Source organism: Pseudomonas sp. LBUM1655 (assembly GCF_059716085.1).
In genome coordinates this window covers 2,950,510-2,972,281 of record NZ_CP166801.1, presented here as the reverse complement: position 1 = coordinate 2,972,281, position 21,772 = coordinate 2,950,510, and the positions used below count along the sequence as shown (strand labels likewise).

The window sequence follows — 21,772 nt, the reverse complement described above, 5'->3', positions numbered from 1 at the left end:
CCACTACCGCTCATCGTTCAATTTCTTGACGCACGGGCACAGCTCTTCTTATCTCTACCTTACTACCCCGAGATTTACTTCCGGGGCGACCCTCAGGACACTCGCGAAATCGAGCGGCCACGGTTCGCCCCGCTCCATTCGGTCGCCCCTCGTTCGGGGTAGGAGAGACGCCATATCGAGATGCCACATGCGCTTGCAAGGTAGACCTCCATGAAAACTTCATTCCACACACACGAGATCAAAATAAGCTTCTGCACAGTGTCGAGTTCTCTCTTGCTGTGTTCATCCATGGAGGCGCAGGCCGGCCCTGCGGCGGATGAAACTACCCCGTGGTATCGAGAGAACGTACCGGTCATGACCCTGCCCGCGACAGTGATCACGCCCGGTCCGCAACGCATCAACCCGCGCCCGGACCTGCGAGGGGCCACCCTCATCACAGAAGATCTCGCCCCGGGCGCCTGGGAGCAGCTTTACGGGCGCAGTGCCCGACAGGCGCAAACCGACGTGCTGTCCTCAAGCTTCGCAACGCCTGGCAGCGGTCATTTCAAAGGTCCCGCCGTCCTTACCCTGCGAAGCGGCAATGGGCCTACCCAGACCATAGGACTCATCGGCGGTCAGAACCAGATTCAAGCCAATGGCAACGGGCTGATCACCAGCCGCGCCCTCAGCGACCCGACCACCGATACGCTTAACCTCCAGGGCCAAAGCCTGGGTGCGTATTACAGCCTGACGGGCGCGCAGGGCTGGCACGTCGACTTGTCAGCCAGTGGTGGCCGGGTCAGCGGTTTTAGCCGCAACGAACAAGGAGCACGGCAAGCCACCGAAGGCAGCGCCATGACTTTCTCGGTCGAAGGCGGCTACCCGATCGGTTTGAGCGAAAACTGGGTGGTGGAACCTCAAGCGCAACTGATCAATCAGCGCATCACCCTCGACACCCCTTACGCGGGCTCTGGCAATGCCTCTTCCACGGATGTGACCTCCTGGAGCGGGCGCGTCGGTGCGCGTTTGAAAGGCAGTTATGACTTGAATGGCTTGCCGGTCGAACCCTACGTGCGCACTAACCTCTGGCACACGGTGTATACCGGCAACACGGTGACACTGGATCAGGTCGACAAGATCAGCAGCAGCCGCAAGTCCTCGACCGTCGAGTTGGGCTTGGGTCTGGTGGCGCGGGTGACGCCGGCCGTGAGTCTGTATGTCAGCGCCGATTACAGCAGTGATGTCGATGACAATGATTTGAATGGCTTGATTGGCAGTATGGGCGTGCGGATGAGGTGGTAGGAAAAGATCAAAAGATCAAAAGATCGCAGCCTGCGGCAGCTCCTACAGGGAAATGCATTCCAATGTAGGAGCTGCCGCAGGCTGCGATCTTTTTCAAGTCACCCCCCAGGCCTGAGGATCAACACAGCCAACGGCGGCAGATTCAACTCCAGCGACAACTCCTGACCATGGCTCGGCACCTCTTCGGTAAACGCCCCGCCACCATTGCCATAGTTGGAGCCGGCGTAGGTATCAGCATCGCTGTTGAGCAATTCAGTCCAGCGCCCGCCAAACGGCACACCAACCCGATACGACTGGCGCGGCACCGGCGTGAAGTTGGCCACCACCAGCACCGGTTCGCCGTCCTTGCTCCAGCGCAGCCAGGCATAAACGCTATTGATCGCGTCGTCACCGATCAACCACTGGAAACCCTGCGGTGCGTCGTCCTGATCGTGCAGCGCGGGCAATTCGCGGTACAGGCGATTGAGGTCGCCTACCAGTTTCTGCACACCTTTGTGCTCGGAATACTGCAGCAGATACCAATCGAGTTGCTGATCGTGATTCCACTCGCGCCACTGGCCGAACTCGCAACCCATGAACAGCAGTTTCTTGCCCGGATGGGTCCACATGAAACTCAGATAGGCCCTCAGGTTGGCGAACTTCTGCCAGCGATCACCGGGCATCTTGTCGATCAGCGAGTGTTTGCCATGCACCACTTCATCGTGGGAAATCGGCAGAATGAAACGCTCGGACCAGGCGTAGACCAGACCAAAACTCAATTCGTTGTGGTGATGGGCGCGGTACACCGGATCCTGCTGAATGTAGTGCAGCGAATCGTGCATCCAGCCCATGTTCCATTTGTAGGCAAAGCCCAGTCCGCCCTGCTGCGTGCTCTGACTGACGCCCGGCCACGCCGTGGATTCCTCGGCGATGACCAGCGCGCCCGGCGCTTCCAGCTCAACCACGTCATTCAAATGACGCAAAAAGTCGATGGCCTCCAGATTCTCCCGCCCGCCGTGGCGATTAGGTACCCATTCGCCAGCCTTGCGCGAATAGTCGCGATAGAGCATAGAGGCCACCGCGTCGACCCGCAGGCCGTCGATGTGGAAATGCTTCAACCAGTGCAACGCCGACGCCAGCATGTAGCCATGCACTTCGGTGCGGCCAAGGTTGTAGATCAGCGTGTCCCAATCCTGGTGAAAGCCTTCCAGCGGATTGCCGTACTCGTACAGCGCCGTGCCGTCGAATTGCGCCAGTCCATGGGTATCGGTCGGGAAATGCGCCGGCACCCAGTCGAGAATCACGCCGATATCGGCCCGGTGGCAGGCGTTGACGAAATCCCCGAACTGCTCCGGCGTGCCATAACGCGCGCTCGGGGCGAATTGCGAGAGCAATTGATAGCCCCATGAGCCACCGAACGGGTGCTCCATGATCGGCATCAATTCGATGTGGGTGAAGCCCAGTTCTTTCACATATGGAATCAAGCGTTCGGCCAGTTCCGGCCAGGTGTACTGACGCGCGACTTCGCCCAGATCATCCAGTTCGCACTGCCATGAACCGGCATGCAGTTCGTAGATCGACAGCGGCGCGGAATGTTTCTGCCGTTCGCGGCGGCCGTTCATCCAGTCCTGATCCTGCCAGTCGACTTGCAGCGGCGCGGCGACTTTCGACGCCGTGTCCGGCGGCAGGCTGGTGGCCAGCGCCATCGGGTCGGCCTTGAGCGGCAGAATCCCTTGGGCACTCAGGATTTCGTATTTGTAAAACTCCCCCGCTTGCAGTCGCGGGATGAACAGCTCCCAGACCCCGGATGGGTGGCGCAGACGCATCGGATGCCGGCGCCCGTCCCAGACGTTGAAATCACCGACCACCGACACTCGCCGCGCATTCGGCGCCCACACGGCGAAGCGCACGCCATCAACGCCATCGACAGTTGTCAGTTGTGCGCCGAGGCAGGCGCTGAGGTCGCGGTGATTGCCTTCGGCGAACAGATACAAATCCATTTCACCGAGCAACTGGCCAAAGCTGTAGGGATCTTCCGCCACCTGCTCGCCGCCGGCCCAACGGGTGCGCAGCAGATACGGCCGCGCCTGATCGAAGTGACCGACAAACAATCCCGGCGTTTCACTTTGCTCCAACGGGCCGCGCTCTTCGCCGGACGCCTTGTCCAGCACCACAACGCTTAGCGCACCCGGTAAATAGGCGCGGATAAACTGCCCGCCGGCGCCATCGCCGTGCGGGCCAAGAATGGAAAACGGGTCTGGATGTTCCGCACGTACCAGCGCGTCAATATCGCTGGCTGACGGTAGCAATGCTTCTTTGACCTGACCCTGTTCCTTGTTCGAGAAACTCATGACTACTCTCCACCAAGATCGGAAAAGGGTTTAAGCCCCGTCAATAACCCATACAAACCGTGCAACGGCACGGGCAGCCACGTCGGGCGATTTTCGGCTTCATAGGCCACTTCATAGGCCGCCTTCTCCAGACCGAACAACGCCAGCGCGGCGTCGGCACCGTCAGGATCTTGCCAGGCATGATCAAGACTAGCTGCCGCCCGGCGATATGCCTGAACAAATGCCTCTCGGGCCTCACGCAAATATCGCTCGGCCACACGATGACGGGACGCTTCGGACTCAGGACTGTGATCGACGTTGTGTACGTTGATGGTCATTGCCGCCGCGTAATCGAAGGATCGCAGCACGCCGCTGACATCCTTGTACGGGCTGTGCTTGCCACGCCGTTCGCTCAATGGCCGCGCCGGTTCACCCTCGAAATCGATCAGATAGGCATCACCCTTGATCACCAACACCTGCCCCAGGTGCAGGTCACCATGCACGCGAATACGCAAACCGCCGACGGCTTTTTTCGCCAGATCCTGCACATGGGCCAGGATGGTTTTTTTCTCGTCGACCAGTCGCTTGACCAGTTTCTGATCCGCCGCACTAAGCTCGCCCTGATGCTGCTTGAGCAGCGTCAACGCATGCTCGACCTGCCCGGCGACATCCTTGCCAGTGGCCTGCATATCTTTGGCCGTACTGGTTTGCGGGGCAAAGTCGGGGTCATCGGTCGGCGCCGCTAATACCTGGTGCATTTCCCCCAGACGCTGGCCGAGCATCCCGGCAAAGTCCTTCAATTCGCCCAGCGCGTTGTAGTGCTGGTCCTGCTCGGACATGGCATCGGCCAGTTCGTCGCGCAACGCCCGTTCGAGGTTGTTCTGCGTCCATTCCCACGCGTCGCCCTGATTGCTCAGATAGCCTTGGGCGATCATCAGCAGGTTGTCCTCGCCCTTGCCGTCGCGGCGAATCACCGAACCGAGCAGCGGTGAGATATTGGCAAATCCGGCAGCGGTCAGGTAAGCGCTCATCTCCAGTTCCGGGTGTACGCCAGAAGCGACTTTGCGGATCAGCTTAAGTACCAGGCTGTTGCCGATCACCACCGAACTGTTCGATTGCTCAGCCGACAGATATCGCACTTCGGACTCGCCACCCAGGTTGAGTTTGTCCAGATGCGGCGTCGGTTCGAAACGGATTTCGCCTTCGGACGATTCCAGTACGGTGTTGTTTTGCATGCCCTGCAGGACAGCGCGGATAAACGCCTCAAGGCTGAATGCATCAGTGATCAACCCGACCTGACGCACGCGGCGGACACGGGCCAGCGCCAATTGTTGCGGCAGCGCCGCGCCGACCTGATCTTCGGCAATAAAGCCAAACGGCAGTTGATAACGGCTGGTCTGGCCACCGCTGGTGACTTCGATTTCGCTGAGCAGCACCGGATGCTCCGCATCGCCGAAACGCACGCCATAGGCCAGATTGACCTTGTCGATAGCCGCGTCCTTGCCGGCGAACCAGCGCCGGTTTTGCAGCCAGCTCGGCAGAATGCCCTGCTCCAGCGTCGCGCGGGACGGCGTTTCGAGCAGTTCTTCCATGCGTTTTTTCAGCACCAGCGTGGTGAAGTCCGGCAGGCTCTGCGCCGGCTCGACGTGCCAACTCGGCATCTGGTTTTCCGTCGCCAGTGCGAACCAATAGAAGCCGTAAGGCGCCAGCGTCAGAAGGAAATTCAACTGGCCAATCGGCGGGAACGCATTACCGCCGAGCATCTCCACCGGCACCATGCCGACATACGCCGACAGGTCCAGCTCCGCTGCTTGCGCGCTGCGCGACACGTTGGCCACGCAGAGAATGATTTCGTGCTTGCCGTCGGCGTCGGTGAATTCACGGGTATAAGCCAAAATCCGTCGGTTGCTTGGCGAGAGCATTTTCAGCGTGCCTCGGCCAAAGGCTTTGGATTGCTTGCGCACGGCGAGCATGCGCCGCGTCCAGTTGAGCAACGAATGCGGGTCGCCGGCCTGGGTTTCGACATTGACCGACAGATAACCGTATTGCGGGTCCATGATCGGCGGCAGCACCAGACTCGCCGGATCGGCGCGGGAGAAACCACCGTTGCGGTCGATCGACCATTGCATCGGTGTACGCACGCCATCGCGGTCGCCGAGGTAGATGTTGTCGCCCATGCCGATTTCATCGCCGTAATACAGGGTCGGCGTACCCGGCATCGACAGCAGCAGGCTGTTGAGCAGCTCGACGCGACGGCGATCGCGCTCCATCAATGGCGCCAGACGCCGACGAATGCCGAGGTTGATGCGCGCGCGGCGGTCAGCGGCGTAGTAATTCCACAGGTAGTCGCGCTCCTTGTCGGTGACCATCTCCAGCGTCAGTTCATCGTGGTTGCGCAGGAAAATCGCCCATTGGCAGTTGGCGGGGATTTCCGGGGTCTGCCGCAGAATATCAGTGATCGGGAAACGATCTTCCTGGGCCAGCGCCATGTACATGCGCGGCATCAGCGGGAAGTGAAACGCCATGTGGCATTCGTCGCCATTCAGGCCTGCGGCATCGGTGTCGCCGAAGTACAACTGAGTGTCTTCCGGCCATTGGTTGGCCTCGGCCAGCAGCATGCGATCGGGGTAATTGGCGTCGATTTCGGCGCGAATCTGCTTGAGGACGTCGTGGGTTTCCGGGAGGTTTTCGTTATTGGTGCCGTCGCGTTCGATCAGGTACGGAATCGCATCGAGGCGCAGGCCGTCGATGCCCATGTCCAGCCAGTAACGCATCACCGACAGCACGGCTTTCATCACTTGCGGATTGTCGAAGTTCAGGTCTGGCTGGTGCGAATAGAAACGGTGCCAGAAGTACTGGCCGGCGACCGGGTCCCAGGTCCAGTTGGACTTTTCCGTGTCGAGGAAAATGATCCGCGTGCCATCGTATTTCTGATCGTCATCCGACCACACATAAAAGTCCCGCGCCGCTGAGCCGGGCTTGGCTTTGCGCGCACGCTGGAACCACGGGTGCTGATCGGAGGTGTGATTGATGACCAGCTCGGTGATGACCCTCAACCCACGTTTATGCGCCTCGGCGATAAAGCGCTTGGCGTCGGCCATGGTCCCGTAATCGCTGTGGACGCCACGGTATTCGGCGATGTCGTAGCCGTCATCGCGACGTGGCGACGGGTAGAACGGCAGAAGCCAGATGGTGTTGACGCCGAGTTCGGCAATGTAGTCCAGTTTGGCGATCAGGCCGGGAAAGTCGCCGATCCCATCGTTGTTTGAATCGAAAAACGATTTGACGTGAACCTGATAGATCACCGCGTCCTTGTACCAGAGCGGGTCTTTGATAAAGGTGGCTGCCTTGGGTTTCTTCGCCATGTGAAACTCCTGTTCAATTCGCTAAGACCACATGAATACCCTGTGATGAGAGGGTTCTTGTAGTGAGGGGATTTATCCCCGATCGGCTGCGCAGCAGTCGTAAAATCGCGCAACTCGGTTTAAATGGGAAACAGCGGGGCCGCTTCGCAGCCCAGCGGGGCGGTGCGACGTTTCGATAAATCCCCTCGCCACAGTGAATTCATTTCTAACCACAGATTTTGATAGTCAGCTTCAGGCGGCGGTGATCCGCCAGATCCCGAACGGTTGATGACCCGGATCAATACGCATGAACTGATACTTGCCGTGCCAGTCCCAGCGATGCCCGCTCATCAAATCCTCACCGTGAGTAGTCGCGTCATCGGGCAGGCCCATTTCCCACAACGGCAGTTCGAAATTCGCTTCCTGCACGTTATGCGGATCAAGGTTCACCGCCACCAGAATGAAGTTGCTGCCATCCGCGCTGCGCTTGCCGAAATACAGAATATTGTCGTTCCAGGCGTTGTAGATCGTCAGGCCCAGATGCGTGTGCAACGCAGGGTTCTGTCGACGGATGCGGTTGAGTTGGGCGATCTCGGCAATGATGTTGCCGGGCGCGGTGAAATCGCGGACGCGAATCTCGTATTTCTCCGAATCGAGGTATTCCTCCTTGCCCGGCACCGGCGCCGCTTCGCACAGTTCATAACCGGAATACATGCCCCACAGGCCCGACCCCATGGTCGCCAGCGCCGCGCGAATGAGAAAACCCGCGCGCCCGGACTCATGCAGGAACGCCGGGTTGATGTCCGGCGTATTGACGAAGAAATTCGGTCGGTAGCATTCACGCCACGGCGACTCGTTGAGTTCGGTGAAATACGCGGCCAGTTCCGATTTGGTATTGCGCCAGGTGAAATAGGTGTAGCTCTGCGTGTAACCGACCTTGCCGAGACGCGCCATCATCGCCGGCGTGGTGAACGCTTCGGCGAGGAAGATCACTTCCGGATGCAGCGCCCGCACATCGGCAATCAGCCATTGCCAGAACGGCAGCGGCTTGGTGTGCGGATTATCGACGCGAAAAATCTTCACGCCCTCTTCGACCCAGCCGACAACAATGTCACGCAGCTCGACCCACAGGCTCGGGATCGCGTCCGGCGCATAGAAATCGACATTGACGATGTCCTGATATTTCTTCGGCGGGTTCTCGGCGTATTTGATCGTGCCGTCGGGGCGCCAGTTGAACCAGCCGGGATGCTGCTTGAGCCACGGATGATCCTGAGAACACTGGATGGCGAAATCGAGGGCGATTTCCAAACCATGGTCGGCGGCGGCAGCCACCAAACGGCGGAAGTCTTCGCGAGTACCGAGTTGCGAGTGAATCGCCTCGTGGCCGCCCTCCTCGCTACCGATGGCATAAGGACTGCCCGGATCATCGGGACCTGCGGTGAGGGAATTATTGCGACCCTTGCGGTGGGCGCGGCCGATCGGGTGGATCGGCGTGAAGTACAACACGTCGAAACCCATGTCCTGAATCATTGGCAACCGCGAATGCACGTCGTTAAAGGTGCCGTGACGGTTGGGATCGTCGGTGATCGAGCGCGGAAACAGTTCGTACCAGCTGGCGAATTCAGCCAGCTCACGTTCGACGTCCATGGGGAACTCGGGGCTCACGCTCAGATAAGCGCGGTGATCGGCCTGGGCCATCAATTGCGCACTGCGCGAGTGCAGAAACAGCGCCACCTGCTCGGTTTCGAGCAGGCCGGACAGTTCGTGATGCAGGGCGGCGAGTTGTTCGCTGAGCTGACCTTCGCTGCGCTCGGCGGCCTGTTGCACCATGGTTCGGCCTTCTTGCAGTTCCAGCGAGACGGGCACGGCGGCGGTGTGTTTCTTCTCCAGTTCGTACTGGAAACTGGCGAAATGATCGATCCACGCTTCGATGCAGTAAAGAAAACGCCCCTGATGCTCAGGGCGGAACTGACCTTTCCAGCCGTTATTGCCCTGATCGGCCATGACCTCGCTTTGCCAGGTGTCTTCACCCTCCTCACGCCAGCGAATGCGTACCGCCAGTTTGTCGTGGCCGTCGGCAAATACCTTGCTGGTGACGACCACGTCGCGTCCGGCAATCGACTTCACGGCGAACTGGCCGCCATCGAGGGTCGGCATGGTGTTTTCGATGACAATGCGTGGTAACAACAATGCCTGAGACAGCGGCATGTGGGGGTTGTAGCTCAGCTCTGAGGGTTTTTCAGCAGTCATTGAGCATCTCTCCTTAACGCCCAAAGGACGCTCTTGTAGCGGATCAGTTTTCGCAACGAAGCGCCTGCCCCGCAATGAACTCACTTAGGTTCCGAGCAGCCGGCGCCGGGAAAAGTTCAGCGAAATTTGCCTGGGTGAAAAAGCGGATCGAATTCGCCGAGAGGTGGTCAACTCACTTAAGCACTTCTCACGCCATGTGCCACACGGAGGTCTATTTGATGAACATCCCGATCCCGGCTGAAACCCCTGATCCGAACATCGACAACCCGACGATTCCCGAGACCGAACCTCAACCGATTCCCGAGCAGGAACCGCCCGGCACCACGCCGCCACCGAAGGAAGAGCCACCGACGACCATGCCACCAGTCATCGTCTAACCACGCAATACTCCTGTAGGAGCTGCCGAAGGCTGCGATCTTTTGATCTTGTTTTTAACAATCAAAGTCAAAGGATCGCAGCCTTCGGCAGCTCCTACAGGGGACTTTGGCCAGCTAGAGGTGATCGTTTTTCTGTTCGTCCTTTTCGAACAAGCTCACCACCCGAGGCATCAAGTTGAAAATCCCCAACGCCAGTATCGTACTGAGCAACGCCGTCGCCTCCCTGCCCAACCCGGCAGCCACCCCGATTGCGGCGGTCATCCACAGCCCGGCGGCAGTGGTCAGGCCTTTGACGTGGCCTTGATCGCCTTCCTGGTTTTTCAGAATGGTGCCGGCGCAAAGGAAACCAACCCCGGCAATCACCCCCTGCAACACCCGACTCATCGCGTCCGACTCGGCTCCCGAAGTCTGCGGCACCAGCACAAACAGCGCCGCCCCCAGTGCCACCAGCATATGGGTGCGCACTCCGGCTGCCTTGCCCTTGTGTTCGCGCTCAAACCCGAGAATCCCGCCCAGCACCGCCGCCATCAACAGGCGCACGGTAATCCGCGTCAGTTGCGAGGCATCGCCGATGTCGGCAAATTCCGCTTGCAGGGTTACCCACACTTCATGCCACCACGCGTTCATCCTGCAGTCCTTCCAAGAGGCTTATAGAAGATGGACAGCGGCGACCATTAATCAGTTGCGCAGAACGATCGGCGAAGCGTGCGCCCTAACGTTTCAGACACCCCTGAAAAAAGGACAGCCACCATGACCGTTCGAATTGAAAACCAGACCTGCTTTTTCACCGTTGAAAACGGCGAGCAGATCCGCTTGTGTGAGGACGTGACAGTGATCACCGACAGTAAACAATCAATGTCGGCCGTGGAAATCGAAGGCAAGCGCATTTACATCACCGAAGAAGAAGCCGACGCCTTGACCCTCGCAGGCGCCAAGGATGGACGTAAACACTTGAAGGCCGACAAGAGTGGTTCGATGATTTGATTGACCCTGATCAGCACCCCACGCAAACGTCTGGGATAGGCGTTTGCGCCCGTGTCTGCGGGCTGCTTCAAGTTGTCGCAGGGTCTGAGCCCGATACCATCTGATCCGCTTTTTATTCAAATAGCTGAGCCTGTTATGCAAACAGATCGGCGCTCATAGTGCATCGGCCTGATGGAGGCTGATGAGCGAACGACCATGAGCGAACAAATCCCCGTCCGAACCGTAGAAGCAACGCCAACGATAGCTCCTCATATAAAGAAGGTGCCCGCACGCCCAATGAAGGCGACGGCCAAATCCAGCGACAATCAGATCCACACCCGCAGCTTCACCGGCCTGTTTCGTAGCCTGCGCATCAGCGGCGCGGGGTTTCTGTTTTTGCTGTTCTTCGGCACGGTGTGGTTGAACTGGGGCGGTCGTCAGGCCGTGTTGTGGGATCTGTCGGAAAGCAAATTCCACATCTTCGGTGCGACCTTTTGGCCACAGGATTTCATCCTGCTCTCGGCCTTGTTGATCATTGCCGCGTTCGGCCTGTTCGCCATCACCGTGTTCGCCGGGCGCGTCTGGTGCGGGTACACCTGCCCGCAGAGTTCGTGGACGTGGATTTTTATGTGGTGCGAGAAGATCACCGAAGGCGAGCGCAACCAGCGAATCAAACTGCAAGCGGCGCCCTGGAGCCTGAACAAACTCGCGCGCCGCGCCGCCAAACACACGCTATGGCTGGCGATCAGCGTGCTCACCGGTTTGACCTTCGTCGGCTACTTCACCCCGATCCGGCCACTGGCCGAAGAACTGCTGACTCTGCAAATCGGCGGGGTCAGCCTGTTCTGGGTGCTTTTCTTCACCGCCGCCACCTACATCAATGCCGGTTGGCTGCGTGAAGCGGTGTGCATGCACATGTGTCCATATGCGCGGTTCCAGAGCGTGATGTTCGACAAGGACACCCTGACGATTGCCTACGACGTGGCCCGCGGCGAAAACCGTGGCCCGCGCAAGCGTGATCTGAAACCGGTTGAGGCCGGGCTGGGCGATTGCATCGACTGCCAGTTGTGCGTGCAGGTGTGCCCGACCGGCATCGACATCCGCGACGGTTTGCAGATGGAGTGCATTGGTTGCGCGGCGTGCATCGACGCCTGTGATTCGATCATGGACAAGATGAACTACCCACGCGGTTTGATCCGCTACAGTTCCGAGCGCGAATTGCAGGGTGGCAAGACTCATCTGCTGCGGCCACGGCTGATTGGTTACGTTGCGGTGTTGCTGGTAATGATCGGCGCGCTGGCCCTGGCCCTGATCGAACGTCCCATGGTGTCGCTGGACGTGACCAAGGATCGCGGGCTGTTCCGTGAAAACGGTCAGGGCCAGATCGAAAACATCTATTCGCTGAAAGTCATCAACAAGACCCAGCAGCGCCAGAACTACAACCTGACTCTGGTGGACGGCGACGGCTTCCAGTTGCAAGGCAAGACCGAACTGAGCCTGGCACCGGGTGAGATTGTCGATGTGCCGGTGTCGGTGGCGATGACCACAGATCGGCCGAGCAGCAGCTCGCAGACCTTGAGCTTCAAGATTGCCGACAGCGATGAGCCTGAGGTTTACAGCGTGGCGAAGAGCAGGTTTGTGGCGCCGATGAATCGCTGAGCCGTTAGAATCGTTTCCCCTCACCCCAGCCCTCTCCCGAGGGAGAGGGGGAAAGGGAGCAGATCTCGGTTGCTTTCAAAACCGAGTTCGACTCGATATCTCAGGTCGATGTATAGCGAAAGAACACCACGGTCAGTCCCCTCTCCCTTTGGGAGAGGGCTAGGGTGAGGGGCAGTTCCCTGACACCCCACACAATCAACAAGCACCAAGGCTCCTCGATGAAACGCTACGAAAAATTCGCCGACGACATCGCTGAACTGATCCGCTCCGGCGTCCTTGGCCCCGGCCAGCGCGTGCCCTCGGTGCGCTACGCCAGCCAGACTTACGGCGTCAGCCCGTCCACGGTGTTCCAGGCTTATTACTTGCTGGAACGCCGCGGCCTGATCCGAGCGCGCCCGCGCTCTGGCTACTTCGTCAACACCCACGCGCCGAGCCCGTTCTCGGAGCCGGTGATCAGTAGCCACGTAAACGATTCGACTGAGGTTGACGTCAGCGAACTGGTGTTCTCGGTCCTGGAATCGATCAAGGATCCCAGCACCGTACCGTTCGGTTCGGCGTTCCCCAGCCCGACCCTGTTCCCGCTGCAACGCCTGTCTCGCTCGCTGGCCAGCGCCGCTCGGGAGATGGACCCGCGCATGGTGGTCACCGACATGTCGCCGGGCAACCCGCAACTGCGCCGGCAGATCGCCCTGCGCTATATGGTCGGCGGGCTGATGCTGCCGATGGAAGAACTGCTGATCACCAATGGCGCCCTCGAAGCGCTGAACCTGTGCCTGCAAGCCGTAACCGAACCGGGCGATCTGGTCGCCATCGAAGCCCCGGCGTTCTACGCCAGCCTGCAAGTGCTGGAACGGCTGAAACTCAAAGCGGTGGAAATCCCCGTGCATCCGCGCGATGGCATCGACCTCGGCGTACTCGCCCAGACACTCGAGCGCCACCCGATCAAGGCCTGCTGGTGCATGACCAGTTTTCAGAACCCGATGGGCGCGACCATGCCCGAGGCCAAGAAGCAGGAACTGGTCGAACTGCTGCGCCGCCATCAGGTGCCGCTGATTGAAGACGATGTCTACGCCGAACTCTATTACGGCCAGCAAGCGCCGAAACCGGCCAAGGCCTTCGACACCGAGGGGTTGGTGATGCATTGCGGCTCATTCGCCAAAAGTCTGGCCCCCGGCTATCGCATCGGCTGGGTCGCCGCCGGGCGTTACGCGCAGAAAATCGAACGACTGAAACTGATGACCTCGCTGTGCGCCTCGATGCCGGCGCAAGCGGCGATTGCCGACTACCTGCAACACGGCGGCTACGATCGGCATCTGCGCAAATTGCGTTATGCGCTGGAAGAACAGCAAAGTGCGATGCTCGCGGCGATTGCCCGTTATTTCCCGGCGCAGACGCGGGTCAGCCAACCGGCGGGCGGCTACTTCTTGTGGCTGGAACTGCCACCGCAGATGGATTCGTTGAAGCTGTTTCAGATGGCGCTGGCGCAGGGCATCAGCATTGCGCCAGGGCCGATCTTTTCGCCGACTCAGCGGTTCCGCAACTGTATTCGCTTGAACTACGGCAGCCCGTGGACCGAGGATTCGGAAAAGGCGATGGAGACGTTGGGGCGGATTGTGCGGTCGTTCTGACAGCAGAAAGATCGCAGCCTTCGGCAGCTCCTACAGGGAAACGCCTAATCCTGTGTAGGAGCTGCCGCAGGCTGCGATCTTTTGATCTTGCTTCTTTTACCGCCCACCACCCAGATCAACAAACGTCCCGGTGGCATAGGAAGCCTTGTCCGACAACAACCATATAATCGCCTCCGCCACTTCATCCGGCCGGCCGCCACGTGCCATCGGAATCGCCGACTCAAGCTTGCTGACCCGATCAGGATCGCCACTCAGGGCGTGGAAATCGGTGTAGATGTAACCCGGACGCACCGCATTCACGCGAATCCCCTCGCCCGCCACTTCCTTGGACAAACCGATGGTGAACGTGTCGAGCGCGCCTTTGGAGGCGGCGTAATCGACATACTCGTTCGGCGAACCCAGGCGCGATGCCACCGACGACACGTTGACGATACTGCCGCCCTGCCCGCCATGCTTGGGCGACATGCGCAGGATCGCGTGCTTGGCGCACAGGATAGGCGCCAGGACATTGGTTTTCATGATTTTCAAGATGCGGAATTCGGACATCTCATCGACTCGCGACTTTTGCCCGACAGTGCCGGCGTTGTTCACCAATGCGGTGACTCGCCCTAACTCGGTGTCGACCCGCTGAAACAGTGCGATCACTTCGTCTTCGATGCTGACGTCGGCGCGTACTGCGATGGCCTGTGCGCCCAACGCGCGGACTTGCTCCAGCACACTTTGCGCGGCCTGTTCGTCTGACTGGTAGTTGATGCAGATGCGATAGCCCTGCTCGGCGGCCAACAGCGCCGTAGCGGCGCCAATCCCGCGCCCGCCACCGGTGATCACAATGACTTTATCCATGCTGGCCTTTCCCCTGAATGCACACGTAACAGTCGGGGGGAAGAATAACCGCCATTGGCGGGTTTTGCATGAGGTCTGTTTTTGGCTGGGCCGACGCTTTCGCGAGCAAGCTCGCTCCCACAGGGGATTGCATTTCAAATGTGGGAGCGAGCTTGATGGCGCGGTTTATCAGACTGTCGGCAGGCGCTGTGCACTGACAATGTCCTGCATGAACTTGTCTGCCGGCTTCGGATACCCCAGCAGATACCCTTGCAGCGAATCACAGCCCAATTGCGTCAGGAAATCCTGCTGCGAACCCGTTTCCACGCCTTCAGCCACAATCCGCAGCCCCAGCGCCTGCCCCAACGCAACAATCGCCGACACGATGGCCGCATCGTCACTGTCATGCTCCAGATCCCGCACAAACCCACGGTCGATCTTCAGCTCATTGGCCGGCAAACGCTTGAGGTACATGAGGCTCGAATAACCGGTACCGAAGTCATCAATGGACAGGTCGACACCCATGTCCGATAACTCCTGCAACACCGTCATGCTTGCATCGGCATCGCTCATTGCCGTGGTTTCGGTGATTTCCAGGGTCAGGCTATTCGCAGGTAAATGGTGCGTAGCCAAGGCTTTGGCAACACTTCGGACCAATCCGGCATGGCAGAACTGCAACGCCGAGAGGTTCACCGCGATACGCCAGTCGGTGTAGCCGAGCACGTACCACTCGCGCATCTGCCGGCAGGCTTCGTTGAGCACCCACTCGCCGATTGGAATGATCAGGCCGGTTTTCTCCGCCATATCGATAAACTTGTCCGGCATCAGCATGCCGTGGACCGGATGTTGCCAGCGCAACAACGCTTCGGCGCCCACCGGATGACCGCTGGCGGCGTCGAACTTGGGTTGGTAATGCAGGCTGAACTGGCTGTGCTCCAGTGCCGCACGCAAGTCCTGCAACAGTTGCAGCTGTTTGCGTGCGTTGGTGTTCATCGACGCATCGAAGAAGCTGTAACCGTTCTTGCCGCCACCCTTGGCGTGATACATCGCCGCGTCGGCGTTCATCAGTAGTTCCGGGGCGTTCTGGCCATTGCCCGGATACAGGGCAATGCCGACGCTGGCGGATATCTGCAAGTCATGTTCGGCCACGCGGAACGGCTGCGCGATCAGGCTGACCTGGCGTGCAGCCAATCCCAATGCATCATCGGGCTCGGCCAGGCGCACCAGCAACACAAACTCATCGCCGCCGATGCGTGCCAGCGTGTCGAGGCTGCGCAAATCTTCGCGCAAGCGCACACCGACTTCGCGCAGCAGTTGATCGCCCATGTGATGGCCAAAAGCATCATTGACTGGTTTGAAGCCATCCAGATCAATGAACATCAAGGCAAAACAGCCGCCCTGCTCTTGGACTTTCTTGATTGCCTGATTGATCCGGTCGTCGAGCAGCATGCGGTTTGGCAAACCGGTCAGGGTGTCGTGCAGCGCCAGTTGCGTGAGTTCGCGGTTGGCCACCGTCAACGAGTGCGCCAGATCGGCGGTGCGCGCTTCAAGCCGTGCATCGAGGATTGAGGTCAACAAGGCAATCGTCAGCACCGCTAGCGTGGTGATCAGCACCAGGCTGTCCAGACCATTGCCCTTCAGACCATTGAGCGCAGCGCCGCAGAAACTGCCGTCAGGAAATTGCGCAGCGGCCATGCCGGTGTAATGCATGCCGACAATGGCGATGCCCATGATCACCGCAGCCCCGGCGCGAATCAGGCGTACATAGGGCGAATGCTGGCGCAGGCGAAAAGCAATCCACAACGCCGCAGCCGAGGCACCGATGGCAATCAGTAACGAGGCGCCAAACAGCGTCGGGTCGTAATCGATCCCGGGCGTCATGCGCATCGCCGCCATGCCGGTGTAATGCATGGCACTGATACCGGCGCCCATGATCAGCGAGCCAAAAGCCAACTGCAAAATCGGCAATTTCGGCTGACTGACCAGCCACAAGGCAAAACCGCAGGACAGTACCGCGATCAACAGCGACAGCGCGGTGAGCGTGATGTCGTAGCCCAGAGAGATCGGCAACTTGAAGGCGAGCATGCCGATGAAGTGCATCGACCAGACACCCACACCCATGGCGAACGCGCCCCCGGCTGTCCAGAAATGCACGGCACGGCCCTTGGCTGTTGCAATGCGTCCGGTAAGGTCGAGGGCGGTGTAGGACGCGAGGATCGCTACACACAACGAAATGAAAACCAGGGTGGAGGAATAACTACCGATGAGCATGCGGATTCTCACGACTACCCAAACCGGATCGCGTCCATTCTCGGTCGGGCAAATGCGGCGATTGTACTGATTGCACAGCAGAACGCACTGACTAAGTAATCAAATTGCCATCAGTCCGATGAAACGCTTGTTTGATGGCCCGACAATGCTCTGAACCGGAACGATCCAGCGACAGAGCTGACGACAACTCGCTCCCACAGTTTTTGCGCTCGCGTTGCCTTAGCGGTTGTCACTCACGTCGAGCTGGCCATCCCAACCGCCGCCCAGCGCGGCAATCAATTGCACACTGGCAATCAAACGGTTCTGCAGAATAGTCAACACACTGCGCTCATTACTCAACGCAGTGGCTTGCACCACGACCACGTCGATGTAGGCAATCAGCCCGGCCTTGTACTGGTTTTCCGTCAGGCGCAGTGAGTCGCGGGCAGCATCGAGGGCTTCCTGGCGTACCGCCGCTTCGTCCTCATACACCTTGAGTTGCACCAGATAGTTTTCCACTTCGCGGAAACCGTCGAGCACGGTCTGCCGGTACTTGGCGACCGTCTGGTCGTACACCGCTTCAGTGCGGTCAACTTCCGCCGAACGGATACCGCCGTCGAACAGCGGCAAGGCCAGTTTTGGTCCGACGGACCAGAAGCGGTTAGGCAAACTGATCAGGTTTTGTGAGGTACTGCTGCTGTAACCGCCGCTCAGGCTCAGGGACAGATCAGGGTAGTACGCCGCTTTGGCCACGCCGATATTGGCGTTGGCGGCGATCACCGAGCGCTCGGCCGAGGCGATGTCCGGACGGCGCTCCAGCAACTGCGACGGCAGGCTCAACGGCACCTGCGGCAGGTTCGGGATGGTCTGGGTTTCGGCGAGATTGAAGTCCGCTGGCGCCTGACCGGTCAGCACGGCAATGGCATTCTCGAATTGCGCGCGCTGCCAGATCAGATCGACCAGATCAGCCTGGGTGCTTTTCAGTTGCGTCTGCGCCTGCGCCACCGCGTCACGCCCGGAAACACCCGCGCGGTATTGGTTCTGGGTCATTTTCAGCGAGCGCTCATACGCCGCAACCGTCGCTTCGAGCAGACGCTTCTGCTGATCGATCACCCGCAGTTGCAGGTAGTTCTGCACCAGCTCCGATTGCTGACTCAAACGCATCGCGGCCAGATCGGCGAAACTCGCCTGCGCGCTGGCCTGATCGGCCTCAAGACCGCGACGCAACTTGCCCCAGACATCGGCTTCCCAACTCACGCCCAACTCCGCGCTGTAGGTGTCGCGAATGCCGCTGGAAGAACTGCTCAAACTCGAACTGCTGCTGCCGGTACCTTGGCTGGAGCGGGTTTTGCCCACGCTCAGGTCGACGCTTGGGTAGAACGCCCCGCGCGCACTGCGGACGAGGGCCTGCGCCTGTCGAAACTGGGCTTCCGACTGGGCGACGGTCTGGTTGGAGCTGTTGAGTTTTTCGATCAGCCCGTTGAGTTGCTGATCGCCATACAACTCCCACCACGCGCCACGCGCCAGCGAATCGCTCGGGTTGGCTTGACGCCAGCCTTCAGCTTCCTTGTATTGAGGAATTTCAGCCGTCTGCGGGCGCTGGTAGTCCGGGCCGACGGCGCAGGCACTGAGCATTGCCACGCACAGCGACAGGCTCAACAGACGCAAGCCGCGAACAGTGGCCAGATTGAAAAGCGAACGGTCAGTCATAGCGGAGTTTCCAGAGCAGCGTCAGTACGCACGCCACGCCATTTGTTGAAACGATGGCGAAGCTTGTCGAGATAGAGGTAGACCACCGGGGTGGTGTAAAGCGTCAGCACCTGGCTGAAAACCAGTCCGCCGATGATGGTCAGGCCCAATGGCTGGCGCATTTCCGCGCCTTCCGCCCGGCTGAGCAGCAACGGCAAGGCACCGAGGATGGCCGCCAATGTGGTCATCAGAATGGGGCGCAGACGTTGCAGGCAGGCACTGCGGATCGATTCCAGCGGCGACATGCCCTGATGCCGTTCCAGTTGCAGTGCGAGGTCGATCATCAGGATCGCGTTTTTCTTCACCACGCCGATCAGCAGGAACAGCCCGAGCAACGAGATCAGGCTGAATTCGCCGCCCAATGCATAGATCGACAGCAATGCGCCGACACCGGCCGACGGCAGCGTCGACAGAATCGTCAGGGGGTGAATGTAACTTTCATACAGCACGCCCAACACCAGATACACCGCCAACAGCGCGCCGAGGATCATGAACGGCTGGCTCTTCTGGGTCGCGGCGAACGCATCGGCAGTACCGGCCATTTTCGCGATCACGTCTTCCGGCAAGCCGAGCTTGGCAATCGCCCGCTCGATGGCGGCACTGCCCTGCTCTACCGTCACGCCTTCAGCCATGTCGAAAGAAATATCTTCCGAGGCGAACTGGCCTTCGTGGCTGACGCGATCGTCCTCCAGGCTGCTCTCATAGTGAGCGATGGTCGATAGCGGAATCCGTGCGCCGTCGGCGGTGATCACTTGGACTTGCTTGAGGGTAATCGGATCCTGGGCGTATTTCGGATTGACCTCCATCACCACTTGGTACTGGTTCAGACTGTCGTAGATCGTCGAAATCTGCCGCTGGCTGTAAGCGTTGTTCAGCACCGCAGTCACCATGCTCATGTCCACCCCCAGGCGCTTGGCCTGATCGCGGTCGACAATCAAAGTCACCTGCTGCGCGCCTTTGCCTTCACGGGCATCAATGGCCGTCAACTCTGGCAACGCCCGCAACGCGGCGACCACTTTCGGGTACCACTCACGCAACTCGCCAAGATCACCGCTTTGCAGAATGTAGCTGTACTGCGAAGTGGTCTGCTCGCGACCACCGCCAAACTGCAGATCCTGGTCGGCCATCAGCATCAATTGTGCGCCGGCCACCTTAGGCATTTCCTTGCGCAGGCGCTCGATGACTTTCTGTGCCGACAACTGGCGGTCCTTGATCGGCTTCAGCCGTACCAGCATGAAGGCGTTGTTGGTGCCGTTGGTACCGCCGATGAACCCGGCGACGCTTTCCACCGCCTCGTCCTTGAGCACGGCGCGGCGGAAGGTTTCCATTTTCGGCTGCATCACGCTGAACGACAGGCCGTCGTCACCGCGCACGAAACCGATCAACTGGCCGGTATCCTGCTGCGGCATGAAAGTCTTCGGCACCACCACATAGAGCGCGACGTTGACGCCAACGGTGATGAACAGGCTGAGCAACGTCAGGCGGCGGTGACGCAGCACCCAGTCGAGGCTGGTGGCGTACTTGGCCACCATCCAGTCGTTGGTCTTGCGACTCCAGCGTTGCAGACGGTTTTCCTGCCCCGGCGTATGCGGCTTGAGCCAGCGGGCGCAGAGCATCGGCGTCAGCGTCAGCGAAACCACCAGCGAGACCACAATGGCCGCAGCCAGCGTGATGGAGAATTCGCGGAACAAACTCTCGACAATCCCGCCCATAAACAGAATCGACAGGAACACCGCGACCAGCGAGACGTTCATCGATAACAAGGTAAACCCGACTTCCTTGGCCCCCAGATACGCGGCCTGCATCGGTTTGACGCCTTCGTCGATGTGCCGCGAAATGTTCTCCAGTACCACGATGGCGTCGTCCACCACCAGACCGGTGGCGAGAATCAGCGCCATCAGTGACAGGTTGTTCAGTGAGAAGCCATAGAGGTACATCACCGCGAAGGTACCGACCAGCGACACCGGCACCGCCAATGTCGGAATCAGCGAGGCGCGGAAGTTACCGAGAAACAGGAACACCACCAGAATTACCAGTGCCACGGCGATCAACAGGGTCATCTCGGCTTCGTGCAACGTTGCCTTGATCACCGGCGAACGGTCCATCGCCAGATTCAGCTTCACGCTGGCCGGCAGCACCGCTTGCAGCGCGGGCAGTTGCGCCTTGATCTCGTTGACCGTCTCGATAATGTTGGCCCCGGCCTGGCGGTTGATCACCAGCAGCACCGCCGCGTCGTCGTTGAAGAAACCGCTGTTGTAGCGGTCTTCGACGCCGTCGCTGACCTTGGCCACGTCCTTCAGGCGCAACGCGGCACCGTCGGCGTAATGGATGATCAGCGATTCATAATCCTTGGCTTTCTCCAACTGGTCGTTGGCCTGGATCTGCCACAAGCGCTGGCCGTCCTCGACCGAGCCCTTGGGCCGGCGCACGTTGGCATCGGCGATGGTCTTGCGCACATCATCGAGCGCCACGCCGTACTGGTTCAGAGCCTGCGGTTCGAGTTCGATACGCACGGCCGGCAACGAACTGCCGCCGATCTGCACCTCACCGACACCCTGCACCTGCGACAGACTCTGCGACAGGATGGTCGACGCCAAGTCGTAGAGCTGACCTTTTTCCAGCACATCCGAAGTCAACGACAGCACCATGATTGGCGCCTGCGACGGGTTGACCTTCTTGTAGGTCGGCATGCTGCGCATCCCGCTCGGCAGCAGGTTGCGCGAAGCGTTGATCGCCGCCTGCACTTCCCGCGCCGCGCCGTTGATGTCACGGTCGAGGTCGAATTGCAGAATGACCCGGGTTGAACCCTGACTGGAGCGGCTGCTCATGGTGTTGACGCCGGCAATGGCACCGAACGAACGCTCCAGCGGCGTGGCCACCGTGGAGGCCATGACCTCCGGGCTGGCGCCGGGCAGGCTCGCCTGCACGACGATCACCGGGAAGTCCATCTGCGGCAACGGCGAAACCGGCAGCAGACCGAAGCTGACACCGCCCAGCAGCATGATCGCCAGGCTCAGGAGCATGGTGGCAACCGGGCGCTTGATGAAAGGACCGGAGAGGTTCATTGACCGCAATCTCCGAATTCACACCACTCCCCTGGAGGAGTGAGCCTGCTCGCGATAGCGGTGTATGTGTTCGCA

General features: G+C 59.7%; 13 protein-coding genes. 5 read left to right on the top strand and 8 right to left on the bottom strand.

The genetic code is table 11. The features are described from left to right. Positions 1 to 210: 210 nt before the first annotated feature. Entirely contained in the window at positions 211 to 1,281 is a 1,071-nt protein-coding gene (locus ACA074_RS13300) for an autotransporter domain-containing protein (RefSeq protein ID WP_497679225.1), read from the top strand. Between the two features lie 98 nt (positions 1,282 to 1,379). On the opposite strand, the gene glgB is transcribed toward ACA074_RS13300, so the two are convergent. From glgB to ACA074_RS13285, 3 genes are all read right to left on the bottom strand, one after another. Further along, on the bottom strand, positions 1,380 to 3,611 hold the full coding sequence (glgB, locus tag ACA074_RS13295; RefSeq protein WP_497679224.1) for a 1,4-alpha-glucan branching protein GlgB: 2,232 nt from the start codon (positions 3,609 to 3,611) through the stop codon (positions 1,380 to 1,382). 2 nt (positions 3,612 to 3,613) lie between these two features. Beyond that, positions 3,614 to 6,955, bottom strand: a complete 3,342-nt coding sequence (gene treS, locus ACA074_RS13290) for a maltose alpha-D-glucosyltransferase (protein ID WP_497679223.1) — start codon at positions 6,953 to 6,955, stop codon at positions 3,614 to 3,616. A gap of 231 nt (positions 6,956 to 7,186) precedes the next feature. Next, positions 7,187 to 9,184, bottom strand: coding sequence for an alpha-1,4-glucan--maltose-1-phosphate maltosyltransferase (locus ACA074_RS13285; RefSeq protein ID WP_187678308.1), 1,998 nt, complete (start codon positions 9,182 to 9,184; stop codon positions 7,187 to 7,189). Between the two features lie 218 nt (positions 9,185 to 9,402). Between ACA074_RS13285 and ACA074_RS13280 the strand changes: the two genes are divergently transcribed. Further along, positions 9,403 to 9,561, top strand: coding sequence for a hypothetical protein (locus tag ACA074_RS13280; protein ID WP_497679222.1), 159 nt, complete (start codon positions 9,403 to 9,405; stop codon positions 9,559 to 9,561). A gap of 114 nt (positions 9,562 to 9,675) precedes the next feature. Here the strand turns inward: ACA074_RS13280 and ACA074_RS13275 are convergent, their stop codons facing one another. After that, a complete protein-coding gene (locus ACA074_RS13275) occupies positions 9,676 to 10,188 on the bottom strand; it encodes an MgtC/SapB family protein (RefSeq protein WP_497659459.1) in 513 nt (170 codons plus the stop codon). A 123-nt stretch (positions 10,189 to 10,311) separates the two neighbouring features. On the opposite strand from ACA074_RS13275, the gene ACA074_RS13270 reads away from it, so the two are divergent. From ACA074_RS13270 to mapR, 3 genes are all read left to right on the top strand, one after another. Beyond that, positions 10,312 to 10,545 (top strand): DUF3203 family protein, encoded by a 234-nt coding sequence (locus tag ACA074_RS13270; protein WP_497679221.1) that lies wholly within the window; start codon positions 10,312 to 10,314, stop codon positions 10,543 to 10,545. A 195-nt stretch (positions 10,546 to 10,740) separates the two neighbouring features. Continuing rightward, a complete protein-coding gene (gene ccoG, locus ACA074_RS13265; protein WP_497659458.1) occupies positions 10,741 to 12,183 on the top strand; it encodes a cytochrome c oxidase accessory protein CcoG in 1,443 nt (480 codons plus the stop codon). A gap of 218 nt (positions 12,184 to 12,401) precedes the next feature. Next, positions 12,402 to 13,811: a GntR family transcriptional regulator MpaR gene (gene mapR / locus ACA074_RS13260; protein WP_008087199.1), complete on the top strand. Its 1,410-nt coding sequence runs from the start codon at positions 12,402 to 12,404 to the stop codon at positions 13,809 to 13,811. Positions 13,812 to 13,907: 96 nt separating this feature from the next. Here the strand turns inward: mapR and ACA074_RS13255 are convergent, their stop codons facing one another. The 4 genes from ACA074_RS13255 to ACA074_RS13240 all read right to left on the bottom strand — a co-directional run bounded on the left by ACA074_RS13255 (position 13,908) and on the right by ACA074_RS13240 (position 21,697). Further along, the gene (locus ACA074_RS13255) at positions 13,908 to 14,654 is read right to left on the bottom strand and encodes an SDR family oxidoreductase (protein WP_401265044.1); all 747 of its coding nucleotides are present in this window, start codon (positions 14,652 to 14,654) and stop codon (positions 13,908 to 13,910) included. A gap of 168 nt (positions 14,655 to 14,822) precedes the next feature. Continuing rightward, complete coding sequence (locus tag ACA074_RS13250) at positions 14,823 to 16,904, bottom strand: putative bifunctional diguanylate cyclase/phosphodiesterase (RefSeq protein WP_489879812.1); 2,082 nt, start codon at positions 16,902 to 16,904, stop codon at positions 14,823 to 14,825. A gap of 219 nt (positions 16,905 to 17,123) precedes the next feature. Beyond that, complete coding sequence (locus tag ACA074_RS13245; protein WP_497679220.1) at positions 17,124 to 18,593, bottom strand: efflux transporter outer membrane subunit; 1,470 nt, start codon at positions 18,591 to 18,593, stop codon at positions 17,124 to 17,126. Beyond that, on the bottom strand, positions 18,590 to 21,697 hold the full coding sequence (locus ACA074_RS13240; protein WP_401265036.1) for an efflux RND transporter permease subunit: 3,108 nt from the start codon (positions 21,695 to 21,697) through the stop codon (positions 18,590 to 18,592). The genes ACA074_RS13245 and ACA074_RS13240 overlap by 4 nt, the downstream gene beginning before the upstream one ends. Between the last annotated feature and the right edge of the window lie 75 nt (positions 21,698 to 21,772).

Bases quoted from the DNA above. Each gene is read 5' to 3' on its own strand.
- ACA074_RS13280 (WP_497679222.1), top strand. From the start codon at position 9,403: ATGAACATCCCGATCCCGGCTGAAACCCCTGATCCGAACATCGACAAC.
- ACA074_RS13300 (WP_497679225.1), top strand. From the start codon at position 211: ATGAAAACTTCATTCCACACACACGAGATCAAAATAAGCTTCTGCACA.
- ACA074_RS13275 (WP_497659459.1), bottom strand. From the start codon at position 10,188: ATGAACGCGTGGTGGCATGAAGTGTGGGTAACCCTGCAAGCGGAATTT.
- ACA074_RS13250 (WP_489879812.1), bottom strand. From the start codon at position 16,904: ATGCTCATCGGTAGTTATTCCTCCACCCTGGTTTTCATTTCGTTGTGT.
- ccoG (WP_497659458.1), top strand. From the start codon at position 10,741: ATGAGCGAACAAATCCCCGTCCGAACCGTAGAAGCAACGCCAACGATA.
- mapR (WP_008087199.1), top strand. From the start codon at position 12,402: ATGAAACGCTACGAAAAATTCGCCGACGACATCGCTGAACTGATCCGC.
- ACA074_RS13255 (WP_401265044.1), bottom strand. From the start codon at position 14,654: ATGGATAAAGTCATTGTGATCACCGGTGGCGGGCGCGGGATTGGCGCC.
- ACA074_RS13245 (WP_497679220.1), bottom strand. From the start codon at position 18,593: ATGACTGACCGTTCGCTTTTCAATCTGGCCACTGTTCGCGGCTTGCGT.
- glgB (WP_497679224.1), bottom strand. From the start codon at position 3,611: ATGAGTTTCTCGAACAAGGAACAGGGTCAGGTCAAAGAAGCATTGCTA.
- ACA074_RS13270 (WP_497679221.1), top strand. From the start codon at position 10,312: ATGACCGTTCGAATTGAAAACCAGACCTGCTTTTTCACCGTTGAAAAC.
- treS (WP_497679223.1), bottom strand. From the start codon at position 6,955: ATGGCGAAGAAACCCAAGGCAGCCACCTTTATCAAAGACCCGCTCTGG.
- ACA074_RS13240 (WP_401265036.1), bottom strand. From the start codon at position 21,697: ATGAACCTCTCCGGTCCTTTCATCAAGCGCCCGGTTGCCACCATGCTC.
- ACA074_RS13285 (WP_187678308.1), bottom strand. From the start codon at position 9,184: ATGACTGCTGAAAAACCCTCAGAGCTGAGCTACAACCCCCACATGCCG.